This window comes from Campylobacter ureolyticus ACS-301-V-Sch3b, assembly GCF_000413435.1.
In the GTDB taxonomy this organism is placed as follows: domain Bacteria; phylum Campylobacterota; class Campylobacteria; order Campylobacterales; family Campylobacteraceae; genus Campylobacter_B; species Campylobacter_B ureolyticus_A.
Genome location: NZ_KE340326.1, coordinates 43,809 through 58,118, shown reverse-complemented (window position 1 = coordinate 58,118; position 14,310 = coordinate 43,809). Strand labels below are relative to the sequence as shown.

14 protein-coding genes are annotated in these 14,310 nt (G+C 29.8%); 10 read left to right on the top strand and 4 right to left on the bottom strand.

The genetic code is table 11. The features are described from left to right. The first annotated feature begins 2 nt into the window (after window positions 1–2). The 10 genes from leuS (at window position 3) to gltS (ending at window position 11,623) form a co-directional block, all read left to right on the top strand. Entirely contained in the window at window positions 3–2,450 is a 2,448-nt protein-coding gene (gene leuS, locus HMPREF9309_RS00300) for a leucine--tRNA ligase (protein ID WP_016645913.1), read from the top strand. After that, on the top strand, window positions 2,447–2,995 hold the full coding sequence (gene lptE, locus HMPREF9309_RS00295; RefSeq protein WP_016645912.1) for an LPS assembly lipoprotein LptE: 549 nt from the start codon (window positions 2,447–2,449) through the stop codon (window positions 2,993–2,995). The genes leuS and lptE overlap by 4 nt, the downstream gene beginning before the upstream one ends. Window positions 2,996–3,011: 16 nt before the next feature. Beyond that, entirely contained in the window at window positions 3,012–4,169 is a 1,158-nt protein-coding gene (locus HMPREF9309_RS00290; protein ID WP_016645911.1) for a Mur ligase family protein, read from the top strand. Next, window positions 4,144–4,962, top strand: a complete 819-nt coding sequence (locus HMPREF9309_RS00285; protein WP_016645910.1) for a M23 family metallopeptidase — start codon at window positions 4,144–4,146, stop codon at window positions 4,960–4,962. The genes HMPREF9309_RS00290 and HMPREF9309_RS00285 overlap by 26 nt, the downstream gene beginning before the upstream one ends. Next, a complete protein-coding gene (gene mfd, locus HMPREF9309_RS00280) occupies window positions 4,963–7,923 on the top strand; it encodes a transcription-repair coupling factor (protein WP_016645909.1) in 2,961 nt (986 codons plus the stop codon). A gap of 15 nt (window positions 7,924–7,938) precedes the next feature. Continuing rightward, window positions 7,939–8,148 carry a hypothetical protein gene (locus HMPREF9309_RS00275; protein ID WP_016645908.1) on the top strand — a complete coding sequence of 70 codons (210 nt, stop codon included), beginning with the start codon at window positions 7,939–7,941 and terminating at the stop codon, window positions 8,146–8,148. Beyond that, a complete protein-coding gene (locus tag HMPREF9309_RS00270; protein WP_016645907.1) occupies window positions 8,149–8,562 on the top strand; it encodes a type II toxin-antitoxin system death-on-curing family toxin in 414 nt (137 codons plus the stop codon). Then, a complete protein-coding gene (locus tag HMPREF9309_RS00265; protein WP_016645906.1) occupies window positions 8,549–9,364 on the top strand; it encodes an ATP-binding protein in 816 nt (271 codons plus the stop codon). The genes HMPREF9309_RS00270 and HMPREF9309_RS00265 overlap by 14 nt, the downstream gene beginning before the upstream one ends. Further along, window positions 9,361–10,017 (top strand): 3-methyladenine DNA glycosylase, encoded by a 657-nt coding sequence (locus HMPREF9309_RS00260; RefSeq protein ID WP_016645905.1) that lies wholly within the window; start codon window positions 9,361–9,363, stop codon window positions 10,015–10,017. The genes HMPREF9309_RS00265 and HMPREF9309_RS00260 overlap by 4 nt, the downstream gene beginning before the upstream one ends. 301 nt (window positions 10,018–10,318) lie before the next feature. After that, window positions 10,319–11,623, top strand: a complete 1,305-nt coding sequence (gene gltS, locus HMPREF9309_RS00255; protein WP_016645904.1) for a sodium/glutamate symporter — start codon at window positions 10,319–10,321, stop codon at window positions 11,621–11,623. Window positions 11,624–11,659: 36 nt separating this feature from the next. On the opposite strand, the gene HMPREF9309_RS00250 is transcribed toward gltS, so the two are convergent. From HMPREF9309_RS00250 to HMPREF9309_RS00235, 4 genes are all read right to left on the bottom strand, one after another. Next, window positions 11,660–12,457, bottom strand: a complete 798-nt coding sequence (locus tag HMPREF9309_RS00250) for a cysteine ABC transporter substrate-binding protein (RefSeq protein WP_016645903.1) — start codon at window positions 12,455–12,457, stop codon at window positions 11,660–11,662. Window positions 12,458–12,582: 125 nt separating this feature from the next. Then, entirely contained in the window at window positions 12,583–13,248 is a 666-nt protein-coding gene (locus tag HMPREF9309_RS00245) for a DUF799 domain-containing protein (protein WP_016645902.1), read from the bottom strand. Window positions 13,249–13,253: 5 nt separating this feature from the next. After that, a complete protein-coding gene (locus HMPREF9309_RS00240) occupies window positions 13,254–13,598 on the bottom strand; it encodes a DUF4810 domain-containing protein (protein ID WP_016645901.1) in 345 nt (114 codons plus the stop codon). Next, window positions 13,598–14,260 carry a CsgG/HfaB family protein gene (locus HMPREF9309_RS00235; protein WP_016645900.1) on the bottom strand — a complete coding sequence of 221 codons (663 nt, stop codon included), beginning with the start codon at window positions 14,258–14,260 and terminating at the stop codon, window positions 13,598–13,600. The genes HMPREF9309_RS00240 and HMPREF9309_RS00235 overlap by 1 nt, the downstream gene beginning before the upstream one ends. Between the last annotated feature and the right edge of the window lie 50 nt (window positions 14,261–14,310).

The following is a 14,310-nucleotide window of genomic DNA, read 5'->3' as shown; positions in this document are numbered from 1 at the left end:
AAATGGCTTATGAAGCTAAAGAAATAGAGAAAAAATGGCAAGAAATTTGGTTAAAAAACGGTGAGTTTGAGCCAAAAGATGACTACTCTTTGCCAAAAAAATACATTTTAAGTATGTTTCCATATCCAAGTGGAAAAATTCACATGGGGCATGTTAGAAACTATACTATTGGTGATGCTATGGCAAGGTATTATAGAAATCAAGGCTTTAATGTTTTGCACCCAATAGGTTTTGATAGTTTTGGAATGCCAGCTGAAAATGCCGCTATTAAACACAATATCCACCCAAGAGTTTGGACTTACGAAAATATTGATTATATGATAAAAGAACTTGACAGTTTAGGATTAAGTTTTTCTAAAAAAAGACTTTTAGCAACTTCAGATCCACTTTATACAAAGTGGGAGCAAGAGTTTTTTATAAAAATGTATGAAAAAGGTCTTGTTTATAGGAAAAATGCGATCGTAAACTGGTGCGAGCACGATAAAACAGTTTTAGCAAATGAGCAAGTTGAAGATGGAAAATGCTGGCGTTGTGGGCATGAAGTAATACAAAAAAATATGCCAGGATATTATCTAAAAATCACTGATTATGCGGATGAGCTTTTAAATGATTTAAAAAAATTAGAAGGAAAATGGCCACCTCAAGTTATCACAATGCAAGAAAATTGGATCGGTAAAAGTGTGGGGTTAGAATTTTTCTTAAAATTCGATGAAGAGAGTAAAAATTTACTTGATGGAATTCCTGGATTTAAAGTCTTTACAACAAGACCTGATACAATTTATGGAGTAAGTTATACCGCAGTTGCACCTGAACATAAAGTAGTTGAAAAGCTTTTAAATAAAAATTTACTTGATGAAAAAACAACTAAAAAGATAAAATCCATTTTAAAGCAAAGCCCAAGACAAAGACAAGAAAGCGATAAAGATGGAGTATTTTTAAATTTATATGTTATCCATCCACTAACTAATGAAAAAATTCCTGTCTGGCTTGCAAATTTTGTTTTGGCTGATTATGGAGATGGTGCTGTTATGGCAGTTCCTGCTCATGATGAAAGAGATTATGAGTTTGCAAGTAAATTTAACCTTGCTATTAAGCAAAGTATTAAGCCACAAAATGGTAAATATGATAGCTCAAAAGCTTTTATTGATGATGGAATTTTAGTTAATTCTGATGAGTTTACAGGACTAAAAAGCAAGGACGCAAGAGAAAAAATTATAGCTAAATTTGAAAATTTAGGAATTGGCAAGAAGGTTGAAAATTTTAAACTTCGTGATTGGGGAGTTAGTCGCCAAAGATATTGGGGCGCACCAATTCCAATGATTCATTGTAAAACTTGTGGTCTTGTTCCAGAAGCTTTGGAGAATTTACCAGTAACCTTGCCAGAAGATATAAAAATAACAGGTGAGGGAAATCCACTTGATAAACATCCTACTTGGAAAAGATGTAGTTGTCCAAAATGCCATAAAGAAGCAGTTAGAGAAAGTGATACTTTGGATACTTTTTTTGAAAGTAGTTGGTATTTTGCTAGATTTGCAAGCGATGAAAAAACTTGGCAGAGCTCAGCTTTTGATGAAAAAAGTGTAAATTATTGGATGAATGTAGATGAGTATATCGGAGGAATTGAGCATGCGATTTTACACCTTTTATATGCAAGATTTTTTCAAAAAGCTTTAAGGGATTTGGGTTATTTAAGAGATAGTGAGCCATTTTCTAATCTTTTAACACAAGGTATGGTTTTAAAAGATGGTGCTAAAATGAGTAAAAGTAAAGGAAACACAGTTGATCCTGATGAAATAATCAAAAAATATGGTGCCGATACTGCAAGAATGTTTATTTTATTTGCTGCTCCGCCTGCAAAAGAACTTGAATGGAATGATAGTGCTGTTGAGGGAGCTTATAAGTTTTTAAATAGACTTTATGATAGAAGCATAAATGTTTATAAAACCAATGATATTCCAAAAATCAATCACGCTTCTTTAAATAAAGAGGAAAAATATGCAAGATTGAAAGTTTATGAAGCATTAAGCAGGGCAAATGAAGTTTATACAAAAAGTTTTGCTTTTAATACTCTAATAGCAGCCTCAATGGAAGCACTAAATGCTTTAAATTCGCAAAACAATCAAGATGTTTTAACCGAAGGGTTTTGGATAATTTTAAATTTACTTGAACCTATTGTGCCACATATTGCAAATGAGTTAAGTGACGAGCTATTTAATAGAAAGAATTTTTCTAAAATAGAAATTTTAGATGAAGTTTTTGTAAAAGATGCATTAAATTTAGCAGTTACAGTAAATGGAAAAAGAAGAGCTGAAATAGAGGTTGATAAAAACCTAAGCCAAGATGAAATTATAAGCTTAGCCAAAGAAAAAGCCGCTAAATGGCTTGAAAATAAAACCATTATAAAAGAAATTTATGTAAAAGAAAAGTTAGTAAATTTGGTGATAAAATGAAAAAAATAGCACTTTTTTTAGCTTTATTTTTTATGGTTGGATGTGGATATAAGCCAGTTTCTAAAATAACTTTTGATATTTTAGGAGATAGTATTTTTGTAGATGTTATTATGAGTAAGACAGATCCGCAAAATACAGTTGCTATAAAAGATGCTGTTAGAGAAGGTGTTGTTTATAGACTGCATAAAAAATTAGCCCCAAGAAATGTAGCTCAAAGCTATATAGAAGTTTCTATAAACTCTCTTTATTTTTCAGCCTTAACTTACGATCAATACGGCTATGTTACAAGCTATAGAGCAAATTTAAGTCTAAATTTTAAAACTAAGCTAAAAGATGGAAGAGTTGTAAATTTAACAGGAACTGGTGATCATGATTTTAGAGTTACAAAACTTTTAAAAAGCGTAAGAGATACAAGCTCAGTTATAAGTGATCAAGAAAGATATAGCGCTATACAAAATGCTTCTTTGCAAGCTTTTGATGAGTTTATAGCGGCTTTATCAATAGAGGGCTTAAAAAATAAAAATAAAGAAAATATTCAAAAGTAGGTTTGAAAAAGAGTAAATGAGTTTAGAAACATATCTTAAAAATAAACCAATTTTTTATAAAAAAATAGACTATGAAAGAATGCCAAGAGCTTTTAATAGCATAAAAGACAAAATTATTTTAAAGCCAATTATCCATATAGTTGGAACAAATGGTAAAGGCTCAACCGGTAGATTTTTAACACTTTTAATAGAAAGCCTTGGCTTAAAAGTAGGACATTATACAAGTCCGCATATTTTTAAATTTAATGAAAGATTTTATAAAAATGGTGATATTGTAAGTGGTGATGAGCTTAACAAAGCTCATGATAAGCTACAAAATCTATTAAGCGATGAGTTTAAAAACTCACTTTCTTATTTTGAATATGCCACATTATTGGCTGCAATTTTATTTAAAGATTGTGATTATTGGGTATTTGAAGCAGGTATGGGTGCTGAGTTTGATGCTACAAATTGTTTTGATAAGAGCTTATCTCTTTTTACACCTATTGGACTTGATCATATGGAAATTTTAGGTAATAGTATAGAAAAGATAAGCCATACAAAGCTAATAAGCATGGCAAAAACAGCTATTTTAAATGATGATATGAATGAAATATCAGTTAAAATTGCCAAAGATATAGCTTTGCAAAAAGGTTCAAATTTAAGTTTTGCAAGCCAAAATTTAACCAATCTTGAAAAAACTGAAATTAAAAACTATATCAAAAAGTACGCTCTTGCAAATTTTCAAATTTCAAATTTAACTCTTGCATTAGCTGGTGCAAAAGCTTTAAATTTAAATCCTGATTTAAAAAATCTAAAAAAACTTAATTTAAAAGGCAGGCTTGAAAGGGTTGATGAAAATTTATTAGTTGATGTTGGTCATAATGAGCTTGCAGCACAGAATTTACTAAAAGAGTTAAAGAATCAAAAATTTACTCTTATTTATAATGCATTTTTAGACAAAGATTATAAAAACGTATTAAAAACCCTAAAACCAATTATTAAGGAAGTGCAAATTTATGATTATAAAAGTAGCTATAGAGAGCTTGCCACACCATATATTAAAAAAACCTGTGATGATTTAGGTATAAAATGTCTTGATTTTCAAAGTCTAAAAAAAGATGAAAATTATTTATTATTTGGATCATTTATGCTTGTAGAGGAATTTTGTGAACACTTACATAAGTATAACTGATAAAAATGGTAATAAAAAATACGAGTTCTCATCAAATTTTTTTAGAAATTTAAAGCTAATTCTTATTTTAAATTTTGCTATTTTTTTGGTTTTAATTTTAACAATTACATTTTTAATTTTTTCAAAAAATGGTGTAAGAGATGAATTAATAAATTTAAGATCACAAAATGAAATTTTAGAAAATGAGTTAAACTCTCAAAAAAATAGTGAGCAAACTGAAGAACCAAATAACTTAGAACTTGCACTTGCTTTAAGTAAAACCTCTTTAAAAGAGCAAAAACCAAAAAATATTTTGGTTGCTGAAAATTTAGAAGGCAAATTTATAAAATCAATCCCAAATAACTTTCCAATCACAAATAAAGGCATAACTTCAAGCTATGGGCAAAGAGTTCATCCTATAAATAAAATTTCAAGATTTCATCATGGTATAGATTTAAGAGCTGAGCTTAAAACACCGATTTATGCCACTGCTGATGGCTTTGTAAAATACGCCGCACTATCAAATACTGGATATGGATATTTAGTTATCATAACTCATAATTATGGTTTTGAAACAAGGTATGCGCATATGTTTGATAAAGATGTTGTCAAAGTAGGTCAGTGGGTAAGAAAAGGTGAGCTTATAGGATATAGTGGAAATACAGGACTTAGCAGTGGTCCACATCTTCACTATGAAGTTAGATTTTTAGATCACTCTCTTGATCCACTTAGTTTTATTAAATTTAATAATATTTTTTATGATGAGAGAAAAGTTCCTTGGCAAGGTATTTTAAGAGCTATTTCGGAGTTTTAAATGCAAAGTGAAGTTTATGAGTATTTTTTAAACAACCACAAAGATATTTTGATATGTGAAGATGACAAAGAGGCATTCAAATGCTCTCAAGCTACTAAATTTGCAGAGTATGAAAGCTTTATTTTACCTGATTTTAGAGCTGTAAAAGGTGATGATTTAAGATCTTTTTATGGTGAACTTATTGGCATAAGCAAAGAGCTTAATAGCTTTTATAAAAGCAAAGCAAAGAAAAAAGTTATAATAACGCCTATTAAAACAATTTTAAATCCCCTTCCTGCAAAATCTCACTTAAAATCAATTTTTATAAATTTTGGTGATAAAATAGAACAAAATGAATTTAAAGATGAAATTTCAAGACTTGGATATGAGGTTGTAGATATTGTTCAAATGCAAGGAGAGATTAGCTTTAGAGGTGAGATTATCGATATTTTTCCTATAAATAGTGATGATCCTTTTAGAATTTTACTTGATATTGATGAGGTTGAAAGTATTAGAAAGTTCGATCTAATCACTCAAATAAGTGATAAATTTGAACTTGAAAGCTTAGAAATTTCGCCATTTATTGCGAATTTAAATAAAGATGAGTTTGATAAGATGAGTCAAAAGATCAAATCTTTGCAAAACAATGCTTTGATTGATGATATGAACTCTTTGGGATTTTGGGCAATTGATGGCTTTATAAATTATTTAGAAAATTTCAGTTTTATTAGCATAAAAGACTTTAAAGAAAGCGAGTTTGAGAGTTTAAATATACCTAAAAATTTAGAAGTTTTACCAAAAGCTAAAATTTATAAAGACCTAGATATTACTTTTTCAAATGAACTTTTGGAATTTCATAAAGAAAAACATATTAAAATACTAGCTTCAAGCCAGGCGATATTTGAGAGTTTTGACCTTAAAAATAGTGATAATGTAGAGCTTATAAAAAGTGATTTAATCCTAAATTTGATAAGCAAAGATGAGATAATAATTTCTCTAAATAAAAAAGCCTCTAAAAAAAGAACAAGAAAAGCAAGTATTGTAATTGATGAACTTAAAATTGGCGATTTTGTCGTCCATGAAAACCATGGAATAGGCAAATTTGCAGGACTTGAAAAAATCACTGTTATGGGAGCTACAAAAGAGTTTGTTTCTATCTTGTATCAAAATGATGATAAGCTTTTGCTTCCTGTTGAAAATTTAAATTTAATTGATCGCTATATCGCAGACTCGGGCGCTGCTATTTTAGATAAGCTTGGAAAAGGAAGTTTTGCAAAAATTAAAGAGCGTGTTAGAGTTAAGCTTTTTGAAATAGCTTCTAAAATCATAGCTTTAGCTGCAAAAAGAGAACTTATAAAAGGAAAAGTTATCTCTTTAAATAACCCTTTAATTTTACAAGAGTATTCAAAATTTACAAGTAAAGCCGGTTTTGTCTATACAAAAGATCAACAAAATGCGGTTGATAATATTATAAAAGATTTTCAAAGTGGTAAAGTTATGGATAGGCTAATAAGCGGAGATGTTGGTTTTGGAAAAACTGAAGTTGCAATGAATGCTTCATTTTTAACTATTAAAAACGGCTTTCAAGTTCTGTTTTTTGTGCCAACTACGCTTCTTTCATCACAGCATTATCAAACCTTAAAAGAGAGATTTAATGGATTTAATATAGATGTTTATAGGTGTGATAGATTTACAAGTACTGCTAGTAAAAATGCTTTGAAAAGGGCATTAAGTGATGGAAAGCCTTTGATTTGTATAGGAACACACGCACTTTTAAATTTAAAAGCTTCAAATTTAGGACTTATAATCATAGATGAAGAGCATAAATTTGGAGTAAAGCAAAAAGAAAAATTAAAAGAACTTTCTAATAATTCCCATCTTTTAAGCATGAGTGCAACTCCGATTCCAAGAAGTTTAAATATGGCATTAAGCTCCATTAAAAGTTATAGCACCTTACTAACTCCGCCAGATGATAGATTAGATGTTAGGACTATTGTTAAAGAATTTGATGAAAAAATTATAAAAGAGGCGATTTTAAGAGAGCTTAGAAGAGGCGGGCAAATTTTTTATGTGCATAATCACATCGCTTCAATTAACAAGGTAAAAAATGAGCTTTTAGAACTCTTGCCAAATTTAAAAATTTTAGTTCTGCACTCAAAAATTGAGCAAAAAACAACAGAAAGTGAAATAGAAAAATTTATAAATAAAGAGTATGATTTAATGCTTTGCACAAGTATCGTAGAAAGTGGCATCCACATGCCAAATGCAAATACAATGATAGTAAATAATGCAAATAAATTTGGCATGGCAGATCTTCACCAGCTTAGAGGACGCGTTGGAAGAAGCAGTATACAAGGGTATTGTTATTTTTTAATTGAAGATAAAAATGCTTTAAGTAAAGACTCGTTAAAACGCCTTGTCGCACTTGAGAGTAACTCATTTTTAGGAAGTGGTTCTGTTTTAGCTTATCATGATTTAGAAATCAGAGGTGGGGGAAATTTAGTCGGAGAGGCTCAAAGTGGGCATATTGAGGCTATTGGATATAGTTTATATTTAAGAATGCTTGAAGATGAGATAAACGCACTTTTAAATAAAAAATCAAACACACTTACAAATGTTGATATAAAGCTTAGTATAAATGCTTTTTTAAACTCAGAGTTTATAAAAGAAGATAGATTAAGACTTGATTTATATAAAAGATTAAGTAAGGCTCAAGATGAGAGTGAAATTTATGATATAAAAGCTGAGGTTGAGGATAGATTTGGTAAAATAGATGAGTTTTCTAAGCAGTTTTTTTGGCTTATGATAATAAAAATTTTAGCTATAAAACATGGTTTTAAGCAAATTTCAAACTATGAGATGAATATAACTTTAACAAAACTTGATGATTCAAAAGTTGTTATAAAATCAAATAGTAAAGATGATGATGATATCTTGGAGGCAATTTTAATATATTTGCGAAAACTTGATAAAACTAAATAATTTTAAGGAGATAAAATGCGTATAAATTATGCCTTAAATGATGAGGATTTTTTAAACTCACTAAGTTCTTTTGACCTAGAAATGGTTGAAAAAGTTAAAAAGCTTTATTTAGATTGGCTTGATAAGCATAAATTTAGCGAAAATAAATTTGAAGAATTAAGAGCTTTTATGAGAAAAACTTTGCAAAATCCCAAAAATTTAGAAATTTTTAAAAGGCTAGATTAAATGAATTATTTAGATATGAAGCAAGTTATAAGTTTGCACGATGATATAATGGATGAGATTAATGGTTTAAAAGGCTATAATAAAACTCAAGCAAACTACCTAGAAGCCGCACTTGAACACATAACAAATAATGAATATTATTTAACTTTTTATGATAAATTGGCCCATTTGATTTATTCTATTATAAAATTTCATCCATTTTATAGTGGCAATAAAGCAGTTGCAATTTACGCTGGAATGGCCTTTATGCTTATAAATAAAAGCGATATTGCAAATAATGAGCTTTTAATACAAGATTTTTATACAAAAATGGAAAATGCTTCTGTGAAAATAGATAAAAATGAGATAACAAAAGATGATTTAATTCAAATTTTAACTGAGATTTTAAAAGGTACAGGTTATGAAAAGCTTTGATAATTCAAATTTGGACAATGAAAATTTTAAAATTTCAAAAAATATAGATTGGAAAACAACCAAAGCCGCTATTTTTAGAAAGAGCAAAAACGCTTTAAAAAAAGTTAGCGATATAGATTTTGTAGATATTGATTTGCTTGTTGGGCTTGATAGGCAAAAAGATGAAATTATAAAAAATACTAAAAATTTTTTAGATAACAAAGGTGCAAACCACGCGCTTTTATGGGGAGATATGGGTTGTGGAAAAAGCAGTCTTTGCAAGGCTGTTTTTACTATGTTTTTTAATCAGAGCTTAAGAGTGATTGAAATTTCAAAGCATGATTTAGAAAGCTTGATAGATGTTTTAGATGAAATTAGAGAAATTAATGAGTATAAATTTATAATATACATTGATGATTTGAGTTTTGAAGATGGTGATTTTAGCTATAAGTTTTTAAAACCTGTATTAGAAGGAAGTATTGAACTTCCGCCAAAAAATGTCTTAATTTATGCCACTTCAAATCGAAGACACTTAGTAAATGAAAAGATGAGTAATGAAATTCATGAAAAAGAAGCTGTTAATGAAAGGCTCTCATTGGCTCAAAGATTTGGACTTCAAATAAGCTTTTATGAGGGTGGATTTAGCGAGTATCTAGACATAGTTGATAGTTATTTTAAGGGCTTTAAAGGCGATATTAGCGAACTTCATTTAAAAGCCAAGCAATTTGCAATGCTTAGAGCAAGTAGAAGTGGCAGAGTTGCAAAACAGTTTTATTTAGCTTTTAAAGATGAGTTTAAAAATGATAAAAGTGAGATTAGATGAGTAGTAATGAGTTGTTTGAACTTTTATATAATGAAATAAATTTGAAAAATCACTTTTGGTGGCCTAATTATGGTACTTTTGAAGTAGTAGTTGGAGCAGTTTTAACCCAAAATACAAAGTGGCAAAATGTTGAAAGCTCACTTTCAAACTTAAAAAATAAGGGCGTTTTGAGTATAGAAGGAATTTTAAGTTTAGATGATGAAACTTTGGCAAATTTGATAAAACCAAGTGGTTTTAATAATGTAAAAACCAAAAGACTTAAAAATTTATTAAGTGCTATTAGTTTGGAATTTGGCGACTTTGAAAATTTTAAAGACAGTGTTGATATGGAGTGGTTAATTTCTCAAAAAGGCATTGGAGCTGAGAGTTGCAGTGCGATTTTATGCTACGCGTGCGAGCGTGATGAGATGGTTGTTGATAACTACACGATAAAAATACTTAATTTTTTAAACTATGAGTTTGAAAGTTATCTTGAAGCTCAAGAATGGCTTTGTGGAGTGGATTTTGATATGCTTAGTAAAAAGTATGATTTTAAAAGTTTAAATGAGCTATATTGTGCGTATCATGGGCTTTTTGTCGAGTTTGGAAAAGAGCATATTAAAGGGTATAAATTTTCAGAACACGCTAAAAATTTACTTGCAAAACTTATGTAAAATTAATGCAAATATATTTTTTAAAATAAAAATACCAATACTGTCAATAAGTGCTAAATGTGTAAATTTTTTATATTATAACTAAGTTATTTATTATGATTAAATTTGCATTTTTTGATAGAAAATATGGCATTTTATCATATTTAAAATATTTTATAATTTAAAACCAAATCAAGCATATTTACTAAATTTATACAGAATTTATGCAATTTGCAATAAATTTGCAAATTTATATAAAAAATAAAGCTTCAAATAAAGAAAAATATGCTAAATTTCATAAATCTTAACAAAAAGGATTTGTATGGAATTTACTCAAATTTCAGATGGTGTTTTTAAAGCAAATTTTGCTTTTTTAGAAATTATTAAAAAAATAGCTGGTAGTGATATTTTCTACCGCGTAAATTTGGACTTTTATGCTACTTTGATATCTGTTTGTGCAGTGCTTTATATAGGAGCTAGAATCACTAAAAATATTAAATTTTTAGATAAGTATAGTATTCCTATTCCAGTAACTGGTGGTCTTATTGTAGCTATCGTTTTGTTTTTAACTCAAATTTTATTTAATGTAAAAATTGGCTTTCAAGAAAGCATTAAAGACCCACTTATGCTTATGTTCTTTACCTCTGTTGGTCTTGGTGCTGATATTGCAAGTTTAAAAAAAGGTGGAAAACTTTTAGTTTTATTTGGAATTTCAGTTTGTCTGTTTTTATTCGTGCAAAATATCATTGGTGTAAGTGTTATGACAATGATGGGAGAAAATCCTTTGCTAGGACTTCTTGCTGGATCTATTACTCTAAGTGGAGGACATGGAACAGGTGCTGCGTGGGGAGACGTGTTTAGCAATGCTCCATATAATTTTATAGCTGCAAAAGAAGTTGCTATGGCAAGTGCTACTTATGGACTTATTGCAGGTGGTCTTTTAGGTGGGCCAATAGCACAAAGCATTATAAGAAAATACAATCTTAAATCAAACGAAGTTGAGGTTGAGCATGATACTAGCGATGAAGTTTTTGCAGAGCCACAAGTTGAAAGACTTATAACCGCTGGATCATTTGTCCAAAGTCTTGGACTTTTTGCTCTTGCTATGTTTATAGGAACTACAATTTCTGCTCTTACAAAAGGCTCTGTTATAACTTTACCTACTTTTGTTTGGTGTTTGTTTTCTGGTATTGTTATAAGAAATACACTAAGTTATGCAAATATTCATCAAGTTTTTGATAGAGAAATAGGCGTTATAGGAAATGTTAGTTTAGGCTTATTTCTAGCAATGGCAATAATGACTTTAAATTTAGTTGAGCTTACAAAACTTGCTGTTCCTTTAATTGTTTTACTTGCTATTCAAACCGTTGTTATAGCAATTTATGTTAGATATGTGACATTTGGAATTTGTGGAAGAGATTATGATGCGGCTTGTTTAGTTGCTGGACATTGTGGTTTTGGTATGGGTGCAACCCCAACAGCAGTGGCAAATCTTCAAGCAGTAACTTACAACTTTGGACCATCAAGAATTGCATTTATTGTAGTTCCTATAATGGGCGGATTTTTTGTAGATATTGCAAACGCTTTAACTATTAAATTATTTTTATTCTTACCGATGTTTGCTTAATGTTTTTGTTTAACCCCTTAAATAAGGGGTTAAGTTTTACTCTTCAACCAAAACAGAGGCTGGATTTATACTATCACCATAAATAGGCTTTATAGTTTCATCATAAGCCTTATGAAAGAATTTCTCACTATTTAGTTTTGTAATGAGTTCATTTATCCATTTTAATAACTCTTTATTTCCTTTTTTCACAGCTGGAGCTATAACATCATGATCGCCAATGCTTTCGATGCCTACTTTAAACTCAGGATTGCTTTTAACCCATGCAAATAAAAGTGTATTATCGTGAGCTAAAGCTTCTCCACGACCATCAAGCAAGGCTGCAAAAGTTTCAGTATTTTGATCAAATTTCATAGTTTTTAAATCTTTATAATTTTTTGTAAAATAAATATCCGCAGTTGTTCCTTTGTTTAAAAGTAAAGTTTTTCCTTTTAAATCATCAACGCTTTTTATATCGCCATTTTTACTAACAACACCGATACTTACTTTCATATATGGCTTTGCAAAGTCAACAACTCTTGCTCTATCTTTTGTTTGAGTAAAATTTGCTAAAATTACATCAACTTTATTAGCTCTTAAAAAATCAACCCTGCTTGCAGCCTCAACAATTGTATATTCTACTTTGTTTTCATCACCAAAAAGTGCTTTTGACATCTCTTTTGCTAAAGCTACATCAAAGCCTTGATTTTTACCATTTTCATCAATATATCCAAATGGAGGCTTATCACCAAAAACACCTATTTTGATGCTTCCACGCTCTTTTATCTCATCAAGCGAAGCCGCATTTACTAAATTTAAGGCAAAAAATATACCTAAAAATAGTTTAAAAAATTTCATATTATCTCCTTTAAAAAATTTATGATAGTATTTGATTATAGATTAAATATTTTATAAATTATAAATAAAATTTTTAATTTTTAATAAAAATAGTGGTAAATTTTTAGAAATTTACCACTATGGTTTTAATTTTGAGTTAGCTGTTTATCTTGCCCATAACTTGGTGAGCGAGGTCCTTTTAGTATGCAGTCATGACAATCAGTTGCAAAAACTGAATTTGAAGCAATTACTGACATATCATATCCACTATCAGCTATTGTATTTGCTATTTGGTCAATTGCCGCAGTTATAAGCATTCCAATAAGTCCTTGATTTGAATTAGCTGAATTATTACTTACTAATGTTTTTTTATCCCAAAGAGTTTTTCCAGTTTTTAAATCAACCAATTTTACATCTGCTTCAACTGTGGTTTGGCTATTTAAAATGGCATAGCTTGTGCCGTATTTTGTAATATTTATATAAAGCACACTATCAGCGCCAAAGATCTCTTGAAGCTTGCTTAAAGGAATGTTTTTGATATCATTTGCATCATAAACACCATTAAATTTAAAAGTGTCATTTACTAAAGCCACAGGAAATACATAATACCCAGCTTCAGCCAAAGGCATAGTTGCATTTGCAAGCATAGCAGGAGAAGCTTTTATATCAATTGATTCATTTGTTGGCATTACAACCAAGATTGATTTTGGTTTTGACTCCAAAAATGCCGAGTAGTCATAAATTTCAGGCTTTTTAGCACAACCTACAAAAATAAAAGATAATATCAAAGTTATAAAAATGCTATTTTTCATCTTTTTTACCTTTGTTTGATTTTTTTCAAAAACTCGATGTAAGTTTTTGACTCAGGATAAAGCTGTGCTTCTTTATCAAGGTAGCTAATAAACTTACCGTAATTTCCCAAATTTGAGTATAAAAGCCCAAGATGGGCATAAACTCCTGGTGCAATAGGTTTATTTTTTTCATATGATTTTTGAATCAATTTTTCTAAATTTTCAATTTGTTCGTTGATATCACCATCTTGCTTTGTGTATTCATAAACAGACTTTGCATAAGTTCCATCCCAGTAATAAATGCTTTGATTTTTTGTTGCACAACCTACAAAAAAGACAGCCATCAAAACAAGAAAAATATATTTTTTCATTATTTTATTTTCCACTCGCCACTATCTATCGCACTTGCAAGGTTATTTACAGCTTCATTAATTGACAGACTTAAAACTTTTCCATTTAGTGTTGAGTCATATCCAGCAGTTCCGCCAAAGCCGATAACTTCTCTATTTGATAGTTCAAACTCTCCTGCGCCTTGAGCTGAAAAAACAACTTCTGAAGTGCTTACATCAACGACATTTAGATTTACTTTTGAGTAGGCAACTTGTGTTTTTCCTCTACCCAAAATCCCAAATAGCTGATGATCGCCATGAGTTTTTCTGCCAAACTCAACAACATCGCCTGTTATTACATATCTTGCGCCTTTTAAGTTTTGAGCTTTTTTACTAATTGCGCTCTCTTCTTTCATCGCTCTTAAATTTGTTCTATCCAAAACTGAAAATCTACCAGTTTGTTGCAAGCTAGTTATTAGGATAGTTTGAGCTTGGTTGCCAAGTCTATCTTCACCATCACTAAAAACTCCATTATTATAAGAGCTTTGGTTTGAAAATCTGCCTATAGAAACAGAAACTTTTTGGCCGCTATAATTTGTATTTGCGATGGCAACTTTTGGAACGCTTATTGCTCTTTGGCTCTCACTTGCACATCCACACAAAAAAACAACTCCAATAAGAGCTGTAAAGATTAAATTTTTCATCTATTCTCCTAGTGTTAAAATTTAGTTTCATTCTATCTTTTTTGACTTAT

Bases quoted from the DNA above. Each gene is read 5' to 3' on its own strand.
- leuS (WP_016645913.1), top strand. From the start codon at position 3: ATGGCTTATGAAGCTAAAGAAATAGAGAAAAAATGGCAAGAAATTTGG.
- HMPREF9309_RS00270 (WP_016645907.1), top strand. From the start codon at position 8,149: ATGAATTATTTAGATATGAAGCAAGTTATAAGTTTGCACGATGATATA.
- HMPREF9309_RS00240 (WP_016645901.1), bottom strand. From the start codon at position 13,598: ATGAAAAAATATATTTTTCTTGTTTTGATGGCTGTCTTTTTTGTAGGT.
- HMPREF9309_RS00275 (WP_016645908.1), top strand. From the start codon at position 7,939: ATGCGTATAAATTATGCCTTAAATGATGAGGATTTTTTAAACTCACTA.
- gltS (WP_016645904.1), top strand. From the start codon at position 10,319: ATGGAATTTACTCAAATTTCAGATGGTGTTTTTAAAGCAAATTTTGCT.
- HMPREF9309_RS00265 (WP_016645906.1), top strand. From the start codon at position 8,549: ATGAAAAGCTTTGATAATTCAAATTTGGACAATGAAAATTTTAAAATT.
- mfd (WP_016645909.1), top strand. From the start codon at position 4,963: ATGCAAAGTGAAGTTTATGAGTATTTTTTAAACAACCACAAAGATATT.
- HMPREF9309_RS00245 (WP_016645902.1), bottom strand. From the start codon at position 13,248: ATGAAAAATAGCATTTTTATAACTTTGATATTATCTTTTATTTTTGTA.
- lptE (WP_016645912.1), top strand. From the start codon at position 2,447: ATGAAAAAAATAGCACTTTTTTTAGCTTTATTTTTTATGGTTGGATGT.
- HMPREF9309_RS00250 (WP_016645903.1), bottom strand. From the start codon at position 12,457: ATGAAATTTTTTAAACTATTTTTAGGTATATTTTTTGCCTTAAATTTA.
- HMPREF9309_RS00260 (WP_016645905.1), top strand. From the start codon at position 9,361: ATGAGTAGTAATGAGTTGTTTGAACTTTTATATAATGAAATAAATTTG.
- HMPREF9309_RS00235 (WP_016645900.1), bottom strand. From the start codon at position 14,260: ATGAAAAATTTAATCTTTACAGCTCTTATTGGAGTTGTTTTTTTGTGT.
- HMPREF9309_RS00290 (WP_016645911.1), top strand. From the start codon at position 3,012: ATGAGTTTAGAAACATATCTTAAAAATAAACCAATTTTTTATAAAAAA.